Source organism: Hydrogenophaga sp. IBVHS2, assembly GCF_002127215.1.
Lineage (GTDB): Bacteria > Pseudomonadota > Gammaproteobacteria > Burkholderiales > Burkholderiaceae_C > Hydrogenophaga.
In genome coordinates, this window is record NZ_NFUT01000001.1 from 611621 (window position 1) to 631021 (window position 19401).

The 19401-nt window shown below is 71.0% G+C and carries 18 protein-coding genes; 11 read left to right on the forward strand and 7 right to left on the reverse strand.

What is annotated here, in order from left to right:
- The first annotated feature begins 6 nt into the window (after window positions 1-6).
- From CAP38_RS03035 to CAP38_RS03055, 5 genes are all read left to right on the forward strand, one after another.
- A complete protein-coding gene (locus CAP38_RS03035; RefSeq protein ID WP_086119380.1) occupies window positions 7-1485 on the forward strand; it encodes an NADH-quinone oxidoreductase subunit M in 1479 nt (492 codons plus the stop codon).
- Window positions 1486-1522: 37 nt separating this feature from the next.
- Entirely contained in the window at window positions 1523-3019 is a 1497-nt protein-coding gene (gene nuoN, locus CAP38_RS03040; RefSeq protein WP_086119381.1) for an NADH-quinone oxidoreductase subunit NuoN, read from the forward strand.
- Between the two features lie 61 nt (window positions 3020-3080).
- A complete protein-coding gene (locus CAP38_RS03045; protein WP_086119382.1) occupies window positions 3081-3383 on the forward strand; it encodes a DUF2818 family protein in 303 nt (100 codons plus the stop codon).
- Entirely contained in the window at window positions 3380-3979 is a 600-nt protein-coding gene (locus CAP38_RS03050; protein WP_086119383.1) for an NUDIX domain-containing protein, read from the forward strand. The genes CAP38_RS03045 and CAP38_RS03050 overlap by 4 nt, the downstream gene beginning before the upstream one ends.
- Window positions 3976-4440 (forward strand): DUF1178 family protein, encoded by a 465-nt coding sequence (locus CAP38_RS03055; protein WP_086119384.1) that lies wholly within the window; start codon window positions 3976-3978, stop codon window positions 4438-4440. The genes CAP38_RS03050 and CAP38_RS03055 overlap by 4 nt, the downstream gene beginning before the upstream one ends.
- A 42-nt stretch (window positions 4441-4482) precedes the next feature.
- Here CAP38_RS03055 and CAP38_RS03060 read toward each other — a convergent pair whose 3' ends face one another.
- Both CAP38_RS03060 and CAP38_RS03065 read right to left on the reverse strand, forming a co-directional pair.
- Window positions 4483-5808 (reverse strand): Glu/Leu/Phe/Val dehydrogenase, encoded by a 1326-nt coding sequence (locus CAP38_RS03060; protein ID WP_086119385.1) that lies wholly within the window; start codon window positions 5806-5808, stop codon window positions 4483-4485.
- A 103-nt stretch (window positions 5809-5911) separates the two neighbouring features.
- Window positions 5912-7699 (reverse strand): ABC transporter transmembrane domain-containing protein, encoded by a 1788-nt coding sequence (locus CAP38_RS03065; protein WP_086119386.1) that lies wholly within the window; start codon window positions 7697-7699, stop codon window positions 5912-5914.
- A 105-nt stretch (window positions 7700-7804) separates the two neighbouring features.
- Between CAP38_RS03065 and CAP38_RS03070 the strand changes: the two genes are divergently transcribed.
- The gene (locus tag CAP38_RS03070) at window positions 7805-8059 is read left to right on the forward strand and encodes a PsiF family protein (RefSeq protein ID WP_086119387.1); all 255 of its coding nucleotides are present in this window, start codon (window positions 7805-7807) and stop codon (window positions 8057-8059) included.
- On the opposite strand, the gene CAP38_RS03075 is transcribed toward CAP38_RS03070, so the two are convergent.
- Together CAP38_RS03075 and CAP38_RS03080 are read right to left on the reverse strand one after the other, a co-directional pair.
- The gene (locus CAP38_RS03075) at window positions 8060-9178 is read right to left on the reverse strand and encodes a lipocalin-like domain-containing protein (RefSeq protein ID WP_086119388.1); all 1119 of its coding nucleotides are present in this window, start codon (window positions 9176-9178) and stop codon (window positions 8060-8062) included. It lies immediately after the preceding gene.
- A gap of 4 nt (window positions 9179-9182) precedes the next feature.
- Window positions 9183-11729 carry an ABC transporter permease gene (locus CAP38_RS03080; RefSeq protein ID WP_086119389.1) on the reverse strand — a complete coding sequence of 849 codons (2547 nt, stop codon included), beginning with the start codon at window positions 11727-11729 and terminating at the stop codon, window positions 9183-9185.
- On the opposite strand from CAP38_RS03080, the gene CAP38_RS15130 reads away from it, so the two are divergent.
- The 5 genes from CAP38_RS15130 to CAP38_RS03100 all read left to right on the forward strand — a co-directional run bounded on the left by CAP38_RS15130 (window position 11728) and on the right by CAP38_RS03100 (window position 15697).
- Window positions 11728-11970: a hypothetical protein gene (locus tag CAP38_RS15130; RefSeq protein ID WP_143435742.1), complete on the forward strand. Its 243-nt coding sequence runs from the start codon at window positions 11728-11730 to the stop codon at window positions 11968-11970. The two genes, CAP38_RS03080 and CAP38_RS15130, sit on opposite strands and share 2 nt — an antisense overlap.
- A gap of 72 nt (window positions 11971-12042) precedes the next feature.
- Window positions 12043-13080 carry a thiamine ABC transporter substrate binding subunit gene (locus CAP38_RS03085; protein WP_086119390.1) on the forward strand — a complete coding sequence of 346 codons (1038 nt, stop codon included), beginning with the start codon at window positions 12043-12045 and terminating at the stop codon, window positions 13078-13080.
- Window positions 13081-13087: 7 nt separating this feature from the next.
- Window positions 13088-14674, forward strand: a complete 1587-nt coding sequence (locus tag CAP38_RS03090) for an iron ABC transporter permease (RefSeq protein WP_086119391.1) — start codon at window positions 13088-13090, stop codon at window positions 14672-14674.
- On the forward strand, window positions 14667-15311 hold the full coding sequence (locus CAP38_RS03095; protein ID WP_086119392.1) for an ABC transporter ATP-binding protein: 645 nt from the start codon (window positions 14667-14669) through the stop codon (window positions 15309-15311). Before CAP38_RS03090 ends, CAP38_RS03095 begins: the two co-directional genes overlap by 8 nt.
- Before the next feature lie 41 nt (window positions 15312-15352).
- On the forward strand, window positions 15353-15697 hold the full coding sequence (locus tag CAP38_RS03100; protein WP_086119393.1) for a heavy metal-binding domain-containing protein: 345 nt from the start codon (window positions 15353-15355) through the stop codon (window positions 15695-15697).
- Between the two features lie 12 nt (window positions 15698-15709).
- Here CAP38_RS03100 and CAP38_RS03105 read toward each other — a convergent pair whose 3' ends face one another.
- The 3 genes from CAP38_RS03105 to CAP38_RS03115 are packed head-to-tail and all read right to left on the reverse strand — an operon-like array spanning window position 15710 to window position 19345.
- The gene (locus CAP38_RS03105) at window positions 15710-16921 is read right to left on the reverse strand and encodes a lytic murein transglycosylase (RefSeq protein WP_086119394.1); all 1212 of its coding nucleotides are present in this window, start codon (window positions 16919-16921) and stop codon (window positions 15710-15712) included.
- 31 nt (window positions 16922-16952) lie between these two features.
- Window positions 16953-18317, reverse strand: coding sequence for an MBL fold metallo-hydrolase (locus CAP38_RS03110; RefSeq protein WP_086119395.1), 1365 nt, complete (start codon window positions 18315-18317; stop codon window positions 16953-16955).
- Between the two features lie 38 nt (window positions 18318-18355).
- Complete coding sequence (locus CAP38_RS03115; protein WP_086119396.1) at window positions 18356-19345, reverse strand: ZIP family metal transporter; 990 nt, start codon at window positions 19343-19345, stop codon at window positions 18356-18358.
- Between the last annotated feature and the right edge of the window lie 56 nt (window positions 19346-19401).

Sequence of the window (19401 nt, forward strand, 5' to 3'; positions counted from 1 at the left end):
AACATCATGGGTCTGCTGAGTCTTGCCATCTGGACGCCCATCTTTTTCGGCGCCGTCCTCCTGGCCTTCGGCCGCGACGACCAGGCGCACGTGGTCCGCTGGATTGCCCTGGTCGGCGCGCTGGCCGGTCTGCTGGTGACGGTGCCGCTGTACAGCGGCTTCGAGCTGGGCACGGCGGCCATGCAGTTCGTCGAGAAGTCGGTCTGGATCGAGCGTTTCAACATCCACTACCACCTCGGCGTGGACGGCATTTCGTTGTGGCTGGTGCTGCTGACCGCCTTCATCACCGTGGTGGTGGTGGTGGCCGGCTGGGAAGTGATCACCGAGCGCGTCAACCAGTACATGGGCGCCTTCCTGATCCTCTCGGGTCTGATGATCGGCGTGTTCGCGGCACAGGACGCCATGCTGTTCTACGTGTTCTTCGAGGCCACGCTGATCCCGATGTACCTGATCATCGGCATCTGGGGCGGACCGAACAAGATCTACGCGGCGTTCAAGTTCTTCCTCTACACGCTGCTGGGCTCGCTGCTCATGCTGGTGGCCCTGATCTACCTCTACACCGCTTCCGGTGGCAGCTTCGCGCTGGCCGACTGGTACCAGCTGCCGCTGGGCGCCAAGGCCCAGACCCTGCTGTTCTTCGCCTTCTTCGCGGCCTTCGCCGTCAAGGTGCCGATGTGGCCGGTGCACACCTGGCTGCCCGACGTGCACGTGGAGGCCCCCACCGGTGGCTCCGCCGTCCTGGCGGCCATCATGCTCAAGCTGGGCGCCTACGGCTTCCTGCGCTTCTCGCTGCCCATCCTGCCCGACGCCTCGCACCAGTGGGCCGGCCTGATGATCGGCCTGTCGCTGGTCGCGGTGATCTACGTGGGTCTGGTGGCCATGGTCCAGCAGGACATGAAGAAGCTGGTGGCCTATTCGTCGGTGGCCCACATGGGCTTCGTGACCCTGGGCTTCTTCGTCTTCTCCGACCTGGGCGTGTCGGGCGCCATCGTGCAGATGATCGCCCACGGCTTCGTGTCGGCGGCCATGTTCCTGTCCATCGGCGTGCTCTACGACCGGGTGCACTCGCGCGACATCGCGGCCTACGGCGGCGTGGTCAACACCATGCCCCGGTTTGCGGCCTTTGCCCTGCTGTTCACCATGGCCAACTGCGGCCTGCCGGGCACTGCCGGTTTCGTGGGCGAGTGGATGGTCATCCTGGCAGCGGTCAAGTCCAACTTCTGGGTCGGCCTGCTGGCGGCCTCCGCCCTGATCTTCGGTGCGGCCTATTCGCTGTGGATGTTCAAGCGGGTGTACCTGGGTGCACCGGGCAACGACGACGTGCGCGCCCTGACCGACATCAACGCCCGCGAGTTCACCGTGATGGCGGTGCTGGCCCTGGCCGTGCTGTTCATGGGCGTGTACCCCAAGCCCTTCACCGACGTGATGGACGCCTCCGTGGCCGAGCTGCTGCGCCACGTGGCCGTGTCCAAGCTGCCGAACTGACCGCACCCGCGCCAAGACGACTCAAGAGAACGACAACATGATCGACAACCTCAGCTGGATCGCGGCCTACCCGGAAATCATGCTGCTGGTGATGAGCTGCCTCATCGCCCTGGTGGACCTGGGCGTGCGCACACCGCTGCGCGGCGCCACCTACCTGCTCACCCTGGCCACGCTGGGCTGCCTGGCCGTGCTGCTGGGCATGGAGGCGGCGTCGGGCCGCACCATCGACGGCTTCGGCGGCATGATCGTCAGCGACCCCATGGGCAACTGGCTCAAGTGCTTTGCCACCGTGGCCATGATGGTCACCCTGGTCTATGGCCGTGCCTATGCCGGATCGCGCGACATGATGCGCGGCGGCGAGCTGTTCATCCTGTCTCTGTTCGCGCTGCTGGGCATGTACGTGATGATCTCGGGCCACAACTTCCTGGTCATCTACCTGGGCCTGGAACTGCTCACGCTCTCCAGCTACGCCCTGGTGGCCCTGCGCCGTGACGATCTGGCCGCCACCGAGGCCGCCATGAAGTACTTCGTGCTGGGTGCCTTGGCCAGCGGCTTCCTGCTCTACGGCCTGTCCATGGTGTACGGCGCCACCGGCTCGCTGGACGTGTCCGGCGTGCTGCAGGCCATTGCCGGCGGCGAGGCCACGCTCAAGGGCTCGAAGCAGGTGCTGGTGCTGGGCCTGGTGTTCGTGGTGGCCGGTCTGGCCTTCAAGCTGGGCGTGGCACCGTTCCACATGTGGGTGCCCGACGTCTACCACGGCGCCCCGACCGCCATCACCCTGGTGGTGGGCGGTGCGCCCAAGCTGGCGGCATTTGCCATCGTGATCCGTCTGCTGGTTGAAGGCATGGCCCCGCTGGCGTTCGACTGGCAGCAGATGCTGGCGGTGCTGGCGGTGCTCTCGCTGCTGGTGGGCAACCTGGCCGCCATCGCCCAGACCAACCTCAAGCGCATGCTGGCGTTCTCCACCATCGCACAGATGGGCTTCATGCTGCTCGGCCTGCTGGCCGGGGTGGTGGGGCAGGACAACGGCAACATGGTCAACGCCTACAGCTCGGCCATGTTCTATGTGGTCACGTATGTGCTGACCACGCTGGCCACCTTCGGCGTCATCATCGTGCTGTCGCGCTCCGGCTTCGAATCCGACGAGATCGCCGACCTGGCCGGCCTCAACCGCCGCAGCCCGTTCCACGCCGGCATCATGGCGATCTGCATGTTCTCGCTGGCCGGCATTCCGCCCCTGGTCGGCTTCTATGCCAAGCTGTCGGTGCTGCAGGCGCTGCTGGCCTCGGGCCAGGGCTTCTACATCGGTCTGGCGGTCTTTGCGGTGGTCATGTCGCTGGTGGGCGCGTTCTATTACCTGCGTCTGGTCAAGGTGATGTACTTCGACGAAGGCACCCAGACCGCTGCCATCGAAGGTCCGGCCGATGCCCGCGCCGTGCTGTCGGTCAATGGTGCGCTGGTGCTGGTGCTGGGCGTGGTGCCCGGCGGTCTCATGACCCTGTGCGCCCAGGCCGTGGCCGCGCTGTTCGCCTGACGCCGCCGACCGCTCTCATGCGCCTTGAACTTGCCGGCCCCGGCCGGCTCTGAACAGCACCATGGACACCACTACCTCCGTCTGGCTGGTGCTGCTGGGCGCCTTGCTCGCGGCCAACATGCCCTTCATCAATGACCGCTGGCTGGCGGTCATCCCGCGCAGCGCCCCCAAGTCGCTCTGGATCCGTCTTCTGGAACTGGTCTTCTGGTACGCGGTGGTGGGTGCGCTCGGTCTGGGTCTGGAACACAACGCCGGGCAGATCGCGCCGCAAGGCTGGGAGTTCTATGCCACCACGGCCTCGCTGTTCCTCACCCTGGCGTTTCCCGGATTCGTCTACCGCTACCTGATGCGCCGCCGCGCATGAGCGAGGCCCTGCCCGAGGACGACCGGCACCTGCGCGAGGAGCGGCTGGTGCGGGAACCCCTGCTGAAAGGGCACTTTCTTCGGGTGGTGCGCGACACCGTGCGCCTGCCCGACGGCCGCGAGGCCACCCGCGAATTCGTCCTGCATCCCGGTGCCGTGATGGTGGTGGCCATGGCCGACGACGGCCGACTGTTGATGGAGCGCCAGTACCGCCACCCCATGGGGCAGGTGATGCTGGAGTTTCCTGCCGGCAAGCGCGACCCGGACGAGGACAGCCTGAGCTGCGCCCGCCGCGAGCTGCAGGAGGAAACCGGCTACACCGCCCGCGAATGGGCCTTTGCCGGCCGCCACGCCCCGACCATTGCGTACTCCGACGAGGTGATCGACATCTGGTTCGCACGCGGCCTGCAGGGCGGCGAGCGTCGGCTGGACGAGGGCGAGTTCCTGGATGTGTTCCTGGCCGAGCCGTCCGAGCTCATGGCCGCCTGCCGCGACGGCCGCCTGATCGACGGCAAGACGATCACCGGCCTGTTGTGGTGGCAACAGGTGATGAATGGATCATGGTTGCTGGAGTGGCGGGATAATCCCGCCCCATGAAGGTCCTGGATCTCCAATGCGGTCACCAGCACGGCTTCGAGGGCTGGTTTGCCTCTGAAGACGACTTTGCCGGTCAGCTCCGGCGCGGCCTGGTGACCTGCCCCCTGTGCGGCGACGCCCGCATCGAGAAGAAGCTGTCGGCACCCCGCCTGAACCTGCGCACCTCGCGCCACGAGACCGTCCCCGAGGTGGGGGCGCCCGAGACCCCGCCGGTCGATCCCCACCCCGGCCTGGCGGCCTTGCAGGCCCGCATGTTGTCCACGCTGCGCCGCCTGGTGGCCGAATCGGAAGACGTGGGCGAGCGGTTCGCCGACCAGGCCCGGGCCATGCACCACGGCGAGGTCGAGCGCCGCAGCATCCGGGGCCGGACCACACCGCAGGAAGCGATCGAGCTGCTGGAGGAGGGCGTGGACGTGCTGCCGCTGCCCGCCCTGCCGGTGCTGAAGGAAACCCTGCAATGACCCGCCCCGGGCGAGACCGCCCGGGACACCCGCCCGGGCCCTTCAGGGGTAGAGGCCGCGCAGGTCGCGCGCGTGCAGGATGCGCTTGCAGGCCACGATGAAGGTGGCGGTGCGCAGGCTGACCCGGTTTTCCTCGGCCACCTGCCAGACCGCGCTGAAGGCCTCGCGCATGATCTTCACCAGCCGTTCGTTGATCTCGGCCTCGCTCCAGAAGAAGCTGGAGAAGTCCTGCACCCACTCGAAATAGCTCACCGTCACGCCGCCGGCGTTGGCGATCACGTCGGGCAGCACCAGCACGCCCCGGTCGTGGAGGATGTCGTCGGCCTGCGGGGTGGTGGGGCCGTTGGCGCCCTCGATCACCATGCGGGCCTGGATGCGGCCGGCGTTGCGCTCGTGGATCTGGCCTTCGAGTGCGGCCGGGATCAGGATGTCGCAGGGCACATCCCAGAAGCTGTCGGGCGCGATCACCTCGCCCCCCGCAAAGCCGGCCACGCTGCCGGTGCGGCCCACATGGGCCAGCAGGGCCGGCACGTCCAGCCCGGCTTCGCGGTAGAGGGTGCCGCCGTGGTCCTGCACCGCCACCACCCGGGCACCGGCCTCGGCAAACAGCTTGCCGGCCACGCCGCCCACATTGCCGAAGCCCTGCACCGCCACCCGCGCCCCGGCAATCTCCATGCCGATGCGGCGTGCCGCTTCCTGGCCCACGGTGAACACGCCACGCCCGGTGGCTTCGCGGCGGCCCAGCGAGCCCCCGAGATCCACCGGCTTGCCGGTGACCACGCCGGTGGCGGTGGCGCCTTCGTTCATGGAGTAGGTGTCCATCATCCAGGCCATCACCTGCTCGTTGGTGTTGACGTCGGGCGCCGGGATGTCCTTGGTCGGGCCGATGATGATGCCGATCTCGCTGGTGTAGCGGCGGGTCACGCGCTCCAGTTCGCCCCGGCTGAGCTGCCGAGGGTCGACGCGGATGCCGCCCTTGGCGCCGCCGTAGGGCACGTTGACGGCCGCGTTCTTGATCGACATCCAGGCCGAGAGTGCCATCACCTCGGACAGGGTCACGTCCTGGTGGAAGCGCACGCCGCCCTTGCCGGGACCGCGAGAGGTGTTGTGCTGCACCCGGTAGCCCTCGAAGTGGGCCACCGAGCCATCGTCCAGATGGATGGGCACGTCGACGATCAGCGTGCGCTTGGGGCGCTTGAGGGTGTCGACCCAGCGGCCCAGCGGGCCGAGGTAGGGGGCGACCCGGTCGACCTGCTGGAGGTAGGTGCCCCAGGGGCCGAGCGCCTCGGGGTTGAGGTAGGAGGGGAGTGCCTGGGTCAGTGCAGCCGGGGTGCTGGCGTGCGGTGTGGCGGGGGGGGCAGCGGTCATGGTGTGTTCCTGCAGGTTCCGCCCCGCGATGGCAGGGCGCTGCGGGACTGTAGGAGCCAGCCGCGGCGCTGTCCAAGGCCGCTACGCCATCCTGTCATGCATTTCATGCATGGAACTGCAGGGCCGCCAGACCGGCGTACACGCCCCCGCGGGCCACCAGTTCGTCGTGCGTGCCCTGTTCCACCACGCGCCCCTGGTCGAGCACCACGATGCGGTCGGCCCGCTGCACCGTGGCCAGCCGGTGCGCGATGACCAGCGTGGTGCGGTCCCGCATGGCGGCATCCAGCGCCTGCTGCACCATGCGTTCGCTCTGGGCATCGAGCGCGCTGGTGGCCTCGTCGAGCAGCAGCAGGGGCGGGTTCTTGAGCATGGCCCGCGCAATCGCGATGCGCTGGCGCTGCCCGCCCGACAGGCGCACGCCGCGCTCGCCGAGGAAGGTGTCGTAGCCCTGCGGCAGCCGCTCGATGAACTCCTCGGCGAAGGCCGCGCGGGCGGCGGCGCGCACCTCCTCGTCGCCGGCTTCGGGCCGGCCGTAACGGATGTTGTCCAGCGCGCTGCCCGAGAAGATGACCGGGTCCTGCGGCACGATGCCGATGCGGCTGCGCAGGTCGTGCAGGCGCATGCGGTCGATCGGCACACCGTCGATGAGGATGCGGCCGCGCACCGGGTTGTGGTAGCGCAGCAGCAGGCCCAGCACCGTGGTCTTGCCGGCGCCGCTGGGTCCCACCAGCGCCACGGTGCGGCCGGGTTCGACAGCGATGTCCAGCCCCGAGATCGCGGCCTGCGTCGGCCGCGACGGGTAGTGGAAGTCGACCCCCTCGAAGCGCACCGAGCTGCCGGCGCCGGGCAGCGGCACGCTCACCGGATCGGCCGGCTCCTGCACCGGCGACGTGCCCGAGAGCAGCTCCATCAGCCGCTCGCTGGCGCCGGCGGCGCGCAGCAGGTCGCCATAGACCTCGCCCAGCACCGCCACCGCGCCGGCCAGGATGATGATGTAGACCACCGTCTGCCCCAGGTGGCCGGCGCTGATGGTGCCGGCCAGCACCGCCTGCGTGCCCTGGTACAGCCCCCACAGCAGCAGGGCGGCGGTGCTGATGATGATGAAAGCCACCAGGGCCGAGCGGGCCCGGGTGCGGCGCACGGCGGTCTGGAAGGCGTTCTCGGTGGCGCCGGCAAAGCGCTCCGATTCACGGGCTTCGGCGGTGTAGCTCTGCACCACCGGGACCGCATTGAGCACCTCCACCGCCATGGCGCTGGAGTCGGCCACCCGGTCCTGGCTGGCCCGCGAAAGGCGCCGGATGCGGCGCCCGAACAGCATGCTGGGCACCACCACCAGCAGCAGGATCAGCGCCACCTGCAGCATCACATAGGGGTTGGTCCAGACCAGCATGATGAGTGCGCCCAGGCCCATGACGCCGTTGCGCAGGCCCAGCGAGAGCGACGAGCCCACCACCGTCTGCACCAGCGTGGTGTCGGTGGTCAGGCGCGAGACCACCTCGCCGGTCTGGGTGGTCTCGAAGAAGGCCGGGCTCTGGCGCAGCACATGGGCATAGACGGCGTTGCGCAGGTCGGCGGTGATGCGTTCGCCCAGCCAGCTCACCAGGTAGAAGCGCGCGGCCGAAAACACGCCGAGTGCCACCGCCACACCGAACAGCAGCAGGAAGTGCCCGCGCAGCTGCAGGGCGGCTGTGCCCCGGTCGCCCGAGACCAGCCCGCCATCGATCAGCTGGCGCAAGGCCACCGGGAACACCAGCGTGGCGGCAGCGGCCAGCACCAGGAACACCAGGGCCAGCGCAATGCGGCCCCGGTAGGGGCGGAGGAAGGGGACGAGGCCGCTGAGGGAGCGGGGGGTGGCGGCGCGTGGGCGCTCGCTGGTGGCGGTGGAAGGCATCGGGCGATTCTGCGCCGGTTCGGCCCGTGTTTTCACCGACATGGATTCTGGTACGGGTGGGTGTACCCTAGCCGGGCGCATCGCCACAACCCGGAGGAGAACCCCATGCAATCCGCCCTGAAGTCCCTGATCGCCGCTGCCGCCCTGGGCCTGCTGACCACCGCGGCCCAGGCCCAAGGCCCCACCTGCAACGCCGCTGCCGCCGAGAAGAAGCTGGCGGGCGCGGCCAAGACCAGCTTCCTCAAGAAGTGCGAGAAGGACGCATCGGCCGTCTGCACCAACGCCGCCGCCGAGAAAAAGCTCAACGGTGCGGCCAAGACCAGCTTCACCAAGAAGTGCGTCAAGGACGCGGTGGGCTGATCAGAGCCGCAGCCGCTGCGCGTAGCCGGTCATCTCCAGATAGCCGTGCCCGACGGTGCGGCCGGCTTCGTCCTTGAGGGCCGAGAGCCCTTCCCAGTACACCGTGCCGGTGCTGGCACGGCTGTCGAGTTCCTGTGCGTCGGCCAGGGCCACCACGGTGTGCCGCCCGGCCGGTGACTGCACCGCCCATTCCACCGGGTAACGGGCCCGGGTGAGCGGGCTGGTCCAGTAGCGGCGCGGCTCGAAACGCACCTCGCCGGGCCGGGCACTGCGCGCGCCGAGCGGATCGCTGCCGTCGGCCGAGCGCCGCACCGAGCCACCGGTCCAGACCGCGCTGCCGTCGGCCCGCCGCAGCTGGAAGGCGGTCAGGCTGTCGCCGTTGTCCAGGTTCATGCCGATCCAGTCCCAGCCCACCGCATCGGGATGCAGGATGGCCTCGCTCCATTCGTGGTCCAGCCAGGCGGTGCCGGTGACGGGCAGCTCCAGGCCCTGCAGCGTCAGATGCCCTTTCACCGCCAGATGCGGCTGGGTCACATAGAAGCTGGCCTGCGAAGGGTCCGGCCCCTTGCGCGAGAAACCGGCGTCGCCCTGCAGCAGCCAGGCCTGCTGCGGCACGGCTTCGATGTCGATGGACAGTTCGCGTCCGGGCAGGCGGCTGCGGTAACGCCCGTCGGCCTCGCGGCGGATGAACCAGTCGCCCAGCACCACCTGGGTGTCGGTCTCGCTGGCCCATGCGGCCGGCGCCGGCCCGTCGCCCGGCGCCTCGCCGTTCCAGCGCGCGATGCGTTCGTCGTGCAGCAGCCGTCCCGAGGCCACGTCGGTGATGGCGGCATGCGCGAACAGCAGGTGGCGCGCGGCCAGCCGGCTGCGCAGCGGCAAGGCCGGGTCGACCCGGCTGCGGAAGAAGGTGAGCTGGAAGCCCAGCACCCGCCCCCCGGTGGCGCTGGCCCGGCCGGTCATGTACCACCACTCGGTGCGGGTGCTGTTGTGGCTGCCGTGGTCGCGCGGGAAGACCAGGGGCCGGGGCTTGAGCACACCCCCGGGCCGGTGGCCCGGCTCGGCCTGGGCGGCTGGCCAGAGCAGGGCGGCGGGGCTGGCGAGCAGGGCGCGGCGCTTCATGGCATCACCAGTCCTGCTTGACGGCCTGCACCGCATCGCGGCTGGCGGCGGCCCGCCCGGCGATCCAGGCGGTGGCGGTGCCGGCCAGCACCACGGCGGCGCACAACGCGATCAGCCGCAGCCAGGGCAGCACCAGGTCCATGGTCCAGTGGAAGCTCTGCGGGTTGACCACATGCACCAGCACCACGCTCACCGCCAGTCCCAGCAGCAGGCCGGCGAGCGCGCCCAGGGTGGTCCAGGCCAGGCCTTCGAGCGCCACCACCCCCAGGATCTGGCGGCGGGTCAGGCCCAGGTGCGCCAGCAGGCCGAATTCGCGCTGGCGCGCCAGCACCTGGGCACTGAAGCTGGCCGCCACCCCGAACAGGCCGATGCCGATGGCCACCATCTGCAGCCAGGTGGTCACCGCGAAGCTGCGGTCGAAGATGCGCAGCGAGATGGCCCGGATCTGCGAGGCCTGGGCGAACTCGATCAACGACTCGGCGCCCTGGCTGCGGGCCAGCGTCTCGATGGCGGCACGCGTCGCCTCGGGCGTGCTGCCCTCGGCCGGATGGATGGCCAGGTCGTGCACCGTGTCATCGCCCGTCAGGCGGGTGAAGTCGTCCCGGTCGATCACCAGGCTGCCGTGCTGGCGGGCGTAGTCGCGCCAGATGCCCACCACACGGTAGCGGGCCTCGCGCGCCGCCGGGGCGCTCATGGCGTAGGCCAGGGCGGGCAGATCGGCCCCCAGCCGGGCACCGTGCAGATCGACCATGGCCTCGCTGGCATACACCGCCACCGTGCCCGGTGGCAGGGGGTCGCGCAGCGGGCCGCTGACCATGGGCAGGGTGCCTGCGGCTCGGTCGGCGCCGGGCAGGGGGCGCACGATCAGCGTCACTGCCGGGCGCTGCGGGTCCATCAGCAGCGGCAGGGTGCGCAGCGGCTCCAGCCGCTGCACGGCGGGCAGGGCGCCCACCCCGGCCAGCAGGGCGGGCGGCAGGGCCTGGCCCTCGGCGGCACCGCCCGCCAGCCGCACATAGAGGGGGGCGGGCAGCAGGGTGTCGAGCCAGCGGGTGACCGAGTCGCGGAAGCTCGCCACCATCACGGTGAGTGCCACCGACAGGGCCAGGCTGGCCACCACGCCGCTGGTGGCCACCGCGGCGGTCTGGCGCAGACGGCGCGACCGTTCCACCGCCAGCAGCGGCAGCACATGCCGCCCGGCCCAGGGGGCCAGCCGGTCCAGCAGCAGGCCCACCAGCACCGGCAGTGCGGCCACCCCGCCCAGCAGCAGCAGGCCCACCGACACATAGGCGGCCAGCGGAATGCCGGCCACCGGCGGCAACAGGGCCAGCAGCACCGCCAGCACAAGCAGGCCGGCGGCCAGACCCTGGCGCCAGCGGCCCGCGGGTGCGGTCGATCCCAGGCCCTTGAGGGCCTGTGCCGGTGCCAGCCCGGCGGCCGAGCGCGCCGGCCACCAGCCCCCCACCAGGGCCGCCACCAGGCCCAGCACCCCGTACAGCAGGGCCGCAGGCGCGCTCCATTGCAGTGCTGGCGCCACACCACTGAAGTAACCGCCGCCCAGGTCGCCGCCGGCCAGCCGGAGCGCCAGCCAGGCCAGGCCGGTGCCCAGCAGCAGGCCGGCAGCGCTGCCCGCCGTGCCCAGCACCGCCGCCTCGGCCATCACCAGGGTCTGGCGCTGCCGGGCGGTCAGGCCCAGCACGCCCAGCAGCGCCAGCTGGGGCTGCCGCCGTGCCACCGACAGCGCCAGCACCGAAAACACCAGAAAGGCACCGGTGAACAGGGCCACCAGCGCCAGCACCGTCAGGTTGACCCGGTAGGCCCGCGACAGCTGGCCGCTGCGCTCGCTGACCGCCGCAGGGGCTTCGAGCAGCAGGTTGGGTGGCAGGTCGGCCGGGGGCATCACCCCGTTGACGGTCTGGCCGGCCTGCAGGCGCAGGTCGATGCGGCTGAGCCACCCGCCCTGGCCGGCCAGGTCCTGCAGCGCCGCAATGTCCATCACCAGCAGGGGCGCGCCCGGGGCGCCCACATGCCCCACGCGTCGCACCGGCCGCCGATCCAGCCCCTGCTGCAGCTGCAGGGCGCCGGCCCAGCCGTCGATCACCCGCTGCGCTGCCGGGTTGGCGAACACCGCATCGGGTGCGAACAGATCCAGCCGCCCGGCATCGTCGGCCAGCTGCGGCATGAGGGCCGGCGTGACCCCGGCCACCCGCAGCGCGTCCACGCCCACCACCCGCACCGCCAGCCGCTGGCCCTGCGGGCCGATCAGCTGCAGCGGCAGCTCCAGCACCGGGCTGGCCAGTGCCACCCCCGGCCGGGCCGCCAGATCGTCCAGCCAGGTGTCGGGCAGCAGGCCCTGGCGCGCGCGCAAGGCCACATCGGGCTGGCCCTGGACCTGGCCGGTGGCCCGGGCGAACTCGTCCAGCGCCGAGGCATTGATGAGGTGCACCGCAAAGGCCAGCGCCACGCCCAGCATCACTGCCACCACCGCCGCCAGCGTTCGCCAGGGATGGTGGCGCCATTCCTGCCAGGAAAACGTGAGGAGGAGCGCGCGCATGGCCCGAGCTTACGGGTATGGCGCCCTGTGGCTTAATAGCGGGGTTTTCAACTTTTCATGTCTCACCGCCATGGGCAACAAGATCGTCACCGAAGCAGACCGCAAGGCCACCCCGCGTCCGAAGGCCGTCAACGGCACCACCCTCCGCACCGCCGGCCGTGGCCAGAAGATCAGCCTGGAGCGTGGCAAGGCCACCCGCAGCAAGAAGAACCCCGGCAAGCGCCCGCACAGCGGCGGCTGATCCACCGGTTGCACACCCTCAGGCCCGCCCCGTGCGGGCCTTTGTCTTTGTCCCTCGCCTGCTCCCTCGTCCATGCAACGCCGCTCGCTGCTCTCCACCGCGCTGGCCCTGGTGCCGGCCCTCGGCCTGCCGGCCCGTGCCCAGAAACCGGCCCCGCTGCGCCTGCTCGCCCACGACTCCTTCGAGCTGCCGCCCGAGCTGCTCAAGGGCTTCGAACGCGACGCCGGCCTCAGCCTGCAGGTGATCAAGGGCGGTGACGCCGGCGAGATGCTCAACCGGCTCATCCTCACCCGCCGCAAGCCCCTGGCCGACGTGGTGTTCGGCATCGACAACGCCCTGCTGCCGCGCGCCCTGGACGCGGGCGTGCTCGATGCCTACGACGGCCCGGCCGCCCGCCGCCCCTCGGCGGTGTCGCTCGACGGTGGCGTGGTGCCGGTGGACTACGGCTATGTGGCGCTCAACATCGACCGGGCCTGGTTCGCATCGCGCAACCGGGCGCTGCCCACCTCGCTGCAGGAGCTGACCCTGCCGGCCTGGCGCAACCTGCTGGTGGTGCAGAACCCGGCCACCTCCAGCCCGGGCCAGGCTTTCCTGCAGGCCACCATCGCGGGGCTGGGCGAGGAAGCCGCCTTCGAGTGGTGGGGCCGGATGCGGGCCAACGGCGTGAAGGTGGTGCGCGGCTGGACCGAGGCCTATTACACCGAGTTCAGCCGCAACGGCGGCACACGGCCCATCGTGGTGAGCTATGCCGGCAGCCCGGCGGCCGAGGTGTTCTTTGCCGACAAGCCACTGGACACATCCCCCACCGCCAGCCTGTTCCTGCCCGGCGGCGTGTTCCGCCAGGTCGAGGGTGTGGCCCTGGTCAAGGGCGGCAACCCGGCCGTGCGCGAGGCCGCCGGCCGCTTCATCGAGTTCCTGCGCTCGGCCCCGGTCCAGCAGGCGCTGCAGACCAGCATGTGGATGTACCCCGCCGAGACCGATGCCCCGCTGGTGGAGGTGATGCGCCGCCATGCCCCCCGGCCCGAGCGCTTCGACAACCCGCCGCCGGCCCGCGCCCTGGCGCAGGCGCGCACCTGGCAGGACCGCTGGACCCGTGTGGTCCTGAAGTGAAGCCGTCATGGCCCGTGGCGCACTCGCGGCCATTCCCCTGAGCTTTCTGGCGCTGCTGGCGCTGGCCCCTGTGGCCCGGCTGCTGGCCGAGGGCTGGGCCCAGGGCCCGGAACTGCTGTCGGTGTGGGCGGACGACTTCCTGCGCGGCCGCCTGCTGTGGTCGCTGGCGCAGGCCGCCATCACCTGCGTACTGGCCCTGTGCCTGGGCCTGCCGCTGGCCTGGGTGCTGGCGCGCTGGGAGTTTGCCGGCCGCTCGCTGGTGCTGCGCCTGCTCATGCTGCCCTTCGTGGTGCCCACGCTGGTGGCGGCCCTGGGCGTGCTGGCGCTGTGGGGGCCGCGCGGCTGGTTCGGGGCACCGCTGGCGGAGATGGGCATCGACCTCACCGACACCCCCTGGCTGCTGCTCTACGGCAACCTGTTCTTCAACCTGTGTCTGGTGGTGCGCGCCGGGGTGGATGCGCTGGAACAGGTGAGCGCCACCCGGGTGGCGGCCGCCCGCTCGCTGGGCGCCACACCCTGGCGGGCCTTCTGGCGGGTGGAGTGGCCGGCGGTGGCTCCATGGCTGATGTCGGCCCTGTGCCTGGTGTTCCTGTACTGCTTTGCCGGTTTCGGGCTGGCACTCATCCTGGGCGGGCAGCGCTGGGCCACGGTGGAGGTGGAGATCTACACCCTGGTGGCCCACGAACTGGCCTTGGGGCAGGCCGGGGTCCTGGCCGTCTGGGGGCTGCTGCTGTCGGGGTCGGTGGCGCTGGCGTATGCGGTGCTGGAGCGGCGGCTGTCGGCACCCGGCAGCGTGCGGCCCGTGCCGCGGGTGCGGCCGGTCGGCCCGGTGCAGCGGCTGGCCCTGGCGGCGGCGCTGCTGACGCTGGCGATGGTCTGCCTGCTGCCCCTGCTGGCCATCGTGCTGCGGGCGCTGCAGGCCCTGCTGTGGGGGCAGGGCTGGGCGGTGCTGACCGACCCGCTCACCCTGACCGCGTTGGGCAACACGCTGCGCTTTGCCGGCATGGCCCTGGTGCTGGCCACGATGCTGGGGCTGCTGCATGCGGTCACGGCGCGGGCGGCCGGCGCGCCGGGGCTGGCCTGGCGGGCCGCGGCCTACCTGCCCTTCGTCGTCTCGCCCGTCACGGTGGCCTTCGGTCTGCTGCTGCTGTACCCCGATGCAGTGGCCACGCTGCCGCTGCTGGTGGCGGCCTATGCGCTGCTGGCGTACCCGTTCGTGGCCCGCTCCATCGGGGCGGCGCTCGACCAGCTGCCAGTGCATCCGGCGCAGGCGGCGGCCACCCTGGGCGCCTCGCCCTGGCGCGTGTGGAGGCGCGTCACGCTGCCGATGATGGCACCGGCCTTGCGCCGGGGCATGGCCTTTGCGGCGGCCACCGCCCTGGGCGAGTTCGCGGTGTCGCTGTTCCTGTCCCGGCCCGAATGGCTGACGCTGACCACGCTCATCCACCAGCGCCTGGGTCGACCGGGTGCGGCCAGCCTGGACGCCGCCCTGGTGCTGGCCCTGCTGCTGATGCTGCTGGCCCTCGCCGTGTTCCTGCTGATCGACCCGCCGCAGCGCCGATCGCCCCCTCTGCTCCGCAACGACCATGCTTGAGATCCACGACATCCACCGCCAATGGGACCACCGGCCCTTGCTGGCCGGCGTGAGCCTGCAGGTGCCGCCCGGTCGCACCGTGGCGCTGCTGGGCGCCTCGGGCAGCGGCAAGAGCACGCTGCTCAAGATCGTGGCCGGTCTGGAAGCGCCGGAGCGCGGGCAGGTGCGTTTCGACGGTCATGACATCACGGCCATGCCGCCGCACCGGCGCGGCTTTGCCCTGATGTTCCAGGACTTCGCCCTGTTTCCGCACCTGGACGTGCAGGACAACGTGGCCTTCGGGCTGGTGGAGCAGGGCCTGGGCCGGTCCGATGCCCGCGCACAGGCCCGGGCGATGCTGCAGCGCTTCGGTCTGGCCGACCACGCCCGCAGCCGGGTCTGGACGCTGTCCGGCGGCGAGCAGCAGCGGGTCGCGCTGGCGCGGGCGCTCATCACCCGGCCTCGGGTGCTGTTGCTCGACGAACCCTTTTCGGCACTCGACGCTGCGCTGCGGGTGCAGTTGCGCGAGGAGTTCGGGCGCCACATCCGGGATGCCGGCATGTCGGCCCTGCTGGTCACCCACGACGAGGCCGAGGCCCGCGCCATGGCGCAGTCGGCATGGCAGCTCCATGACGGGTGCCTGCGTGCGCTGTGGTGACGCAGAATGACCGCCTTTCCACCACCGCAAGGAGCACACGCATGGGCTGGTTCTCGAAGAACAACGACGGCTTTTTCCTGAGCACCACCACCCCGCCGGGCATCGAGGCCTCGCAGTACCTGGGTGTGGTGCATGGCGAGGCCATCATCGGCGCCAACATCTTCCGCGACATGTTCTCCTCCATCCGCGACGTGGTGGGCGGTCGGGCCGGCGGCTACGAGAAGGCGCTCTCGGGCGCGCGCGATGCGGCCGTGGAAGACCTGATCGAGTCGGCCCGCGAGCTGGGGGCCGACGGCGTGATCGGCATCGACTTCGACTACGAGGTGCTCGGCGAGACCAACGGCATGATGATGGTGGCCGTCAGCGGCACCGCCATCCGCCGCTGAGCCCGGCCGGCATCAGCCGCCGCGCAGGGCGCGCAGCAGCTTCTGGCCGGCGCGTCCGCTGGGCTCCATGCCCAGGCGTTCCTGCTCGGCGCGGATGGCCTGGCGGCTGCGCTCGCCCAGCATGCCGTCCACCGTGCCGATGTCGTGTCCGCGCGCGATCAGCAGGGTCTGGACCTCGCGGCGCTCGGCGCGCGACAGACCCGGATCGTCGGTGGGCCACGGGGTCACGAAAGGTCCGCCGCCGCGCAGCCGGTCGGCCAGGTGGGCAATCGCCAGGCCGTAACTTTCGGACGCGTTGTAGCTGAACACCGCATCGAAATTCCGCGTGACCAGAAACGCCGGGCCGCCGGGTCCGGCCGGTGTCATGAGGCCGGCGCTGCCGTTGGCGGGCAGGGCGCTGCCATCGACCCGTCGCAGGCCGCGCGCGCTCCAGTCGGCCATGCTGCGTTTGGTGCGGCGACCCTCGCCGGCGGTGCTGAAGCCCGGCGGCAGCTTCACCTCGAAGCCCCAGGGCTGGTCCGCCTGCCAGCCTGCGCGGTCCAGGAAGTTGGCCGTCGAGGCCAGTGCGTCCGGCACGCTGTCCATCAGGTCGGCGCGCTGGTCACCGTCGAAGTCGACGGCCAGCCGCTCGAAGGTGCTGGGCATGAACTGGGTGTGGCCGAAGGCACCGGCCCAGGAACCCTGGAAGCGCTCGGGTGCAATGTGGCCGGCCTGCAGGATGCGCAGGGCCGCATACAGCTCGGTGCGGAAGTATGCCTGGCGCCGACCGATGCACGAGAGCGTGCCGAGCGATCGCACCAGCGGCAGGGTGCCGAAGCTCTGGCCGAAGTTGCTCTCCACCCCCCACACCGCCACCACGGTGGCCGGGTCCACACCGTAGCGCTGCTGCACGCGTTGCAGCACCTCGGCATGCTGGGCCAGCCGCGCACGGCCCTCGGCCACGCGCTCTTCATCGACCAGGCCGGCCATGTAGTCCCAGACGGCGGTGCGGAACTCGGGCTGGAAGTTCAGCCGGTCGATCACGCCCATGTCGGGTTGCAGGTCGCGGGTGTGCCGGGCGAAGGTCGCCTCGCTCACGCCGGCCGCCCGGGCCGGCGTGCGCAGCTGGTTCAGGCAGGCGGCGAATTCGCCCGGCGCCGGCGGCGTGGCCGGTGGCGGTGGTGTCTGGGCCAGGGCGAACAGCGGGGCGGACAGGATCAGGGCAGACAGGTATCGGAGGTGCATGCAGGTCGGACGGCAGAAGGGGGACAAAGGTTCAGGCCAGCCAGGTGCTGCCGTGCTCGGGCACCATGGCGCGCCAGCGCAGCTCGCGCTCGATGCGCTGGCGCAGGGCGTCCGAGGCACCCGGATCGCCATGGGTCACGAACACGCGGTGGGGCGCGCCGGGCATGGCCCGCAGCCAGGCCATGAGCTGATCGGCATCGGCATGGGCGGAGGCCGACGACAGCTGCACCACCTCGGCCCGCACCGGGATGTCCTGCCCGTGCATGCGCAACAAGGCGCCGCCGCTGGCCAGCGTGGCACCCCGTGTGCCGGGGGCCTGGTAGCCGGTGAGCAGCACCATGTTGCGGTGGTCGCCCAGGTACTGCACCAGGTGGTGCAGCACACGCCCGCCGGTGGCCATGCCGCTGGCGGCCAGGATCACCTTGGGGCCGTGCTGCCGCGCAATGGCCTTCGATTCTTCCGCGCTGCGGGCCATGCGGGCCACGGCGGCCATGTCGCGGCACTGGGCGGCGTTGAGCCGGTGCTCGCCGAGATGGCGCTCGAACAGCTCGGTGCTGTGGATGGCCATCGGGCTGTCGAGGTACACCGGCAGGCTGTGCGGCAGGTCGCCCCGGCCCTTGAGCTGGGCGATGGCGTGCAGCAGGGCCTGCGCCCGGCCGACCGCAAACACCGGCACCACGGCGGTGCCGCCGCGCGCGCTCACCCGCTGCAGGGCCGGGGCCAGTTCGGCCAGCACGTCCTCGTGCGGATGCACCCGGTCGCCGTAGGTGGATTCGCAGACCACCACGTCGGCGGCCGGGGGCGGGTCGGGTGGCAGCATGAGCATGTCGTCGGGCCGGCCCAGATCGCCCGAGAACAGCAGGCGGCGGCCGCCCACCTCCAGCAGCAGGCTGGCCGCCCCCAGAATGTGACCGGCCCCCTGGAGCCGCGCGGTCCAGCCCTTCAGCGGCTCGAACGCCTGGTGCATGGGTGCCGTGCGCAGCAGCTTGAGGCAGCGCAGGGCGTCGTCCTCGGTGTAGAGCGGCAGCGCCACCGCATGCTTGCTGAAGCCCTTGCGGTTGGCAAAGGCGGCGTCTTCTTCCTGGATGTGGCCGCTGTCGGGCAGCAGGATGCCGGCCAGATCGCGGGTGGCCGGTGTGCACCACACCTTGCCGGCAAAACCCTCGCGCGCCAGCAGCGGCAGGTAACCGCTGTGGTCCAGATGGGCATGGGTCAGCACGACGGCGCCGATGCGGTTGGGCATCACCGGCAGCGGATCGCGGTTGCGCAGCCGCAGCTGCTTGTAGCCCTGGAACAGCCCGCAGTCGACCAGCAGGCTCTGGCCGTCGTGCTCGACCAGGTATTTGGAACCGGTGACGGTACCGGTTCCGCCAAGGAAGCGGATGTGAACGGTCATGCGGGGCAGTGTAGCCCCGCACCGCACCCCGAAGGGTGTCAGCCGAGTGCGGCGTCGAGCAGCAGCATGAACACGAAGCCGGCCAGCAGCGTGACCGACGCCCACGACTCGAAGCCGTTGCGGTGCGTCTCCGGAATGATCTCGTGGCTGATGACGAACAGCATGGCACCCGCCGCCAGCGCCAGGCCCAGCGGGTAGAAGGCCGGCACGCTGCCCAGCACCAGCAGACCCAGGATGGCGCCCAGCGGCTCGGCCAGACCGGTGAGTGCGGCCACCCCCCAGGCGCGCCCGGCGCTCTGGCCCATGGCGCGCAGGGCCATGGCCACGATCAGACCCTCGGGCATGTTCTGCAGGCCGATGGCCAGGGCCACGGAGGCACCCGCCGATGCCGCATCGCCAGCGCCGATGCCTGCGTAGGCGGCCCCCACCGCCAGTCCTTCGGGCACGTTGTGGATCAGGATGGCCAGCACCATCAGGCGCGAGGTGCGGCCGGCGGTGTCGGCGCCTGCCCGCAGGCCCGCATGGCCCTGGGCCGCCGGCGGCAGCACCGCGTGTTCGTGCGGGGTGAAACGGTCGATGGCCAGCATCAGGCCCATGCCGAGCGCCAGGCCCAGACCGGTCAGCGCGGCCGAGCCGGTGCGCTCACCGGTCAGCTGCTGCCCCGCCTCCAGCGAGGGCAGCAGCAGCGCAAAGATCGAGGCCGCCAGCATGATGCCGGCCGAGAACGCCAGCAGGGCCGACTCCTGCAGCTTGCTCACCCGCTGCACCACGAACACCGGCAGGGCGCCCACCGCCGTGGCAAGGGCGGCCAGCATCGAGGCCTGCACACCGGCGGCCATGGCGCTGCCATGATCGGCGGCGTCCCACCAGGCCCGGGTGGGCGCCCAGAAGGTGCTCAGCGCCGCCAGCCCGGCCATCACCAGCAGGCCGGCGCCCAGCGCCAGCAGCGTGTGGCGCAGGGCGTGCGGCGGCACCGGCATTTCCAGGGCCTGCAGCATGGGTCGGACTTGGCGGATCAGCTCGGTCATGGGTACGCTCCATCGGGAATGCTGGAGAGTTTGTCAAAAACTATCGACAAGGTCGA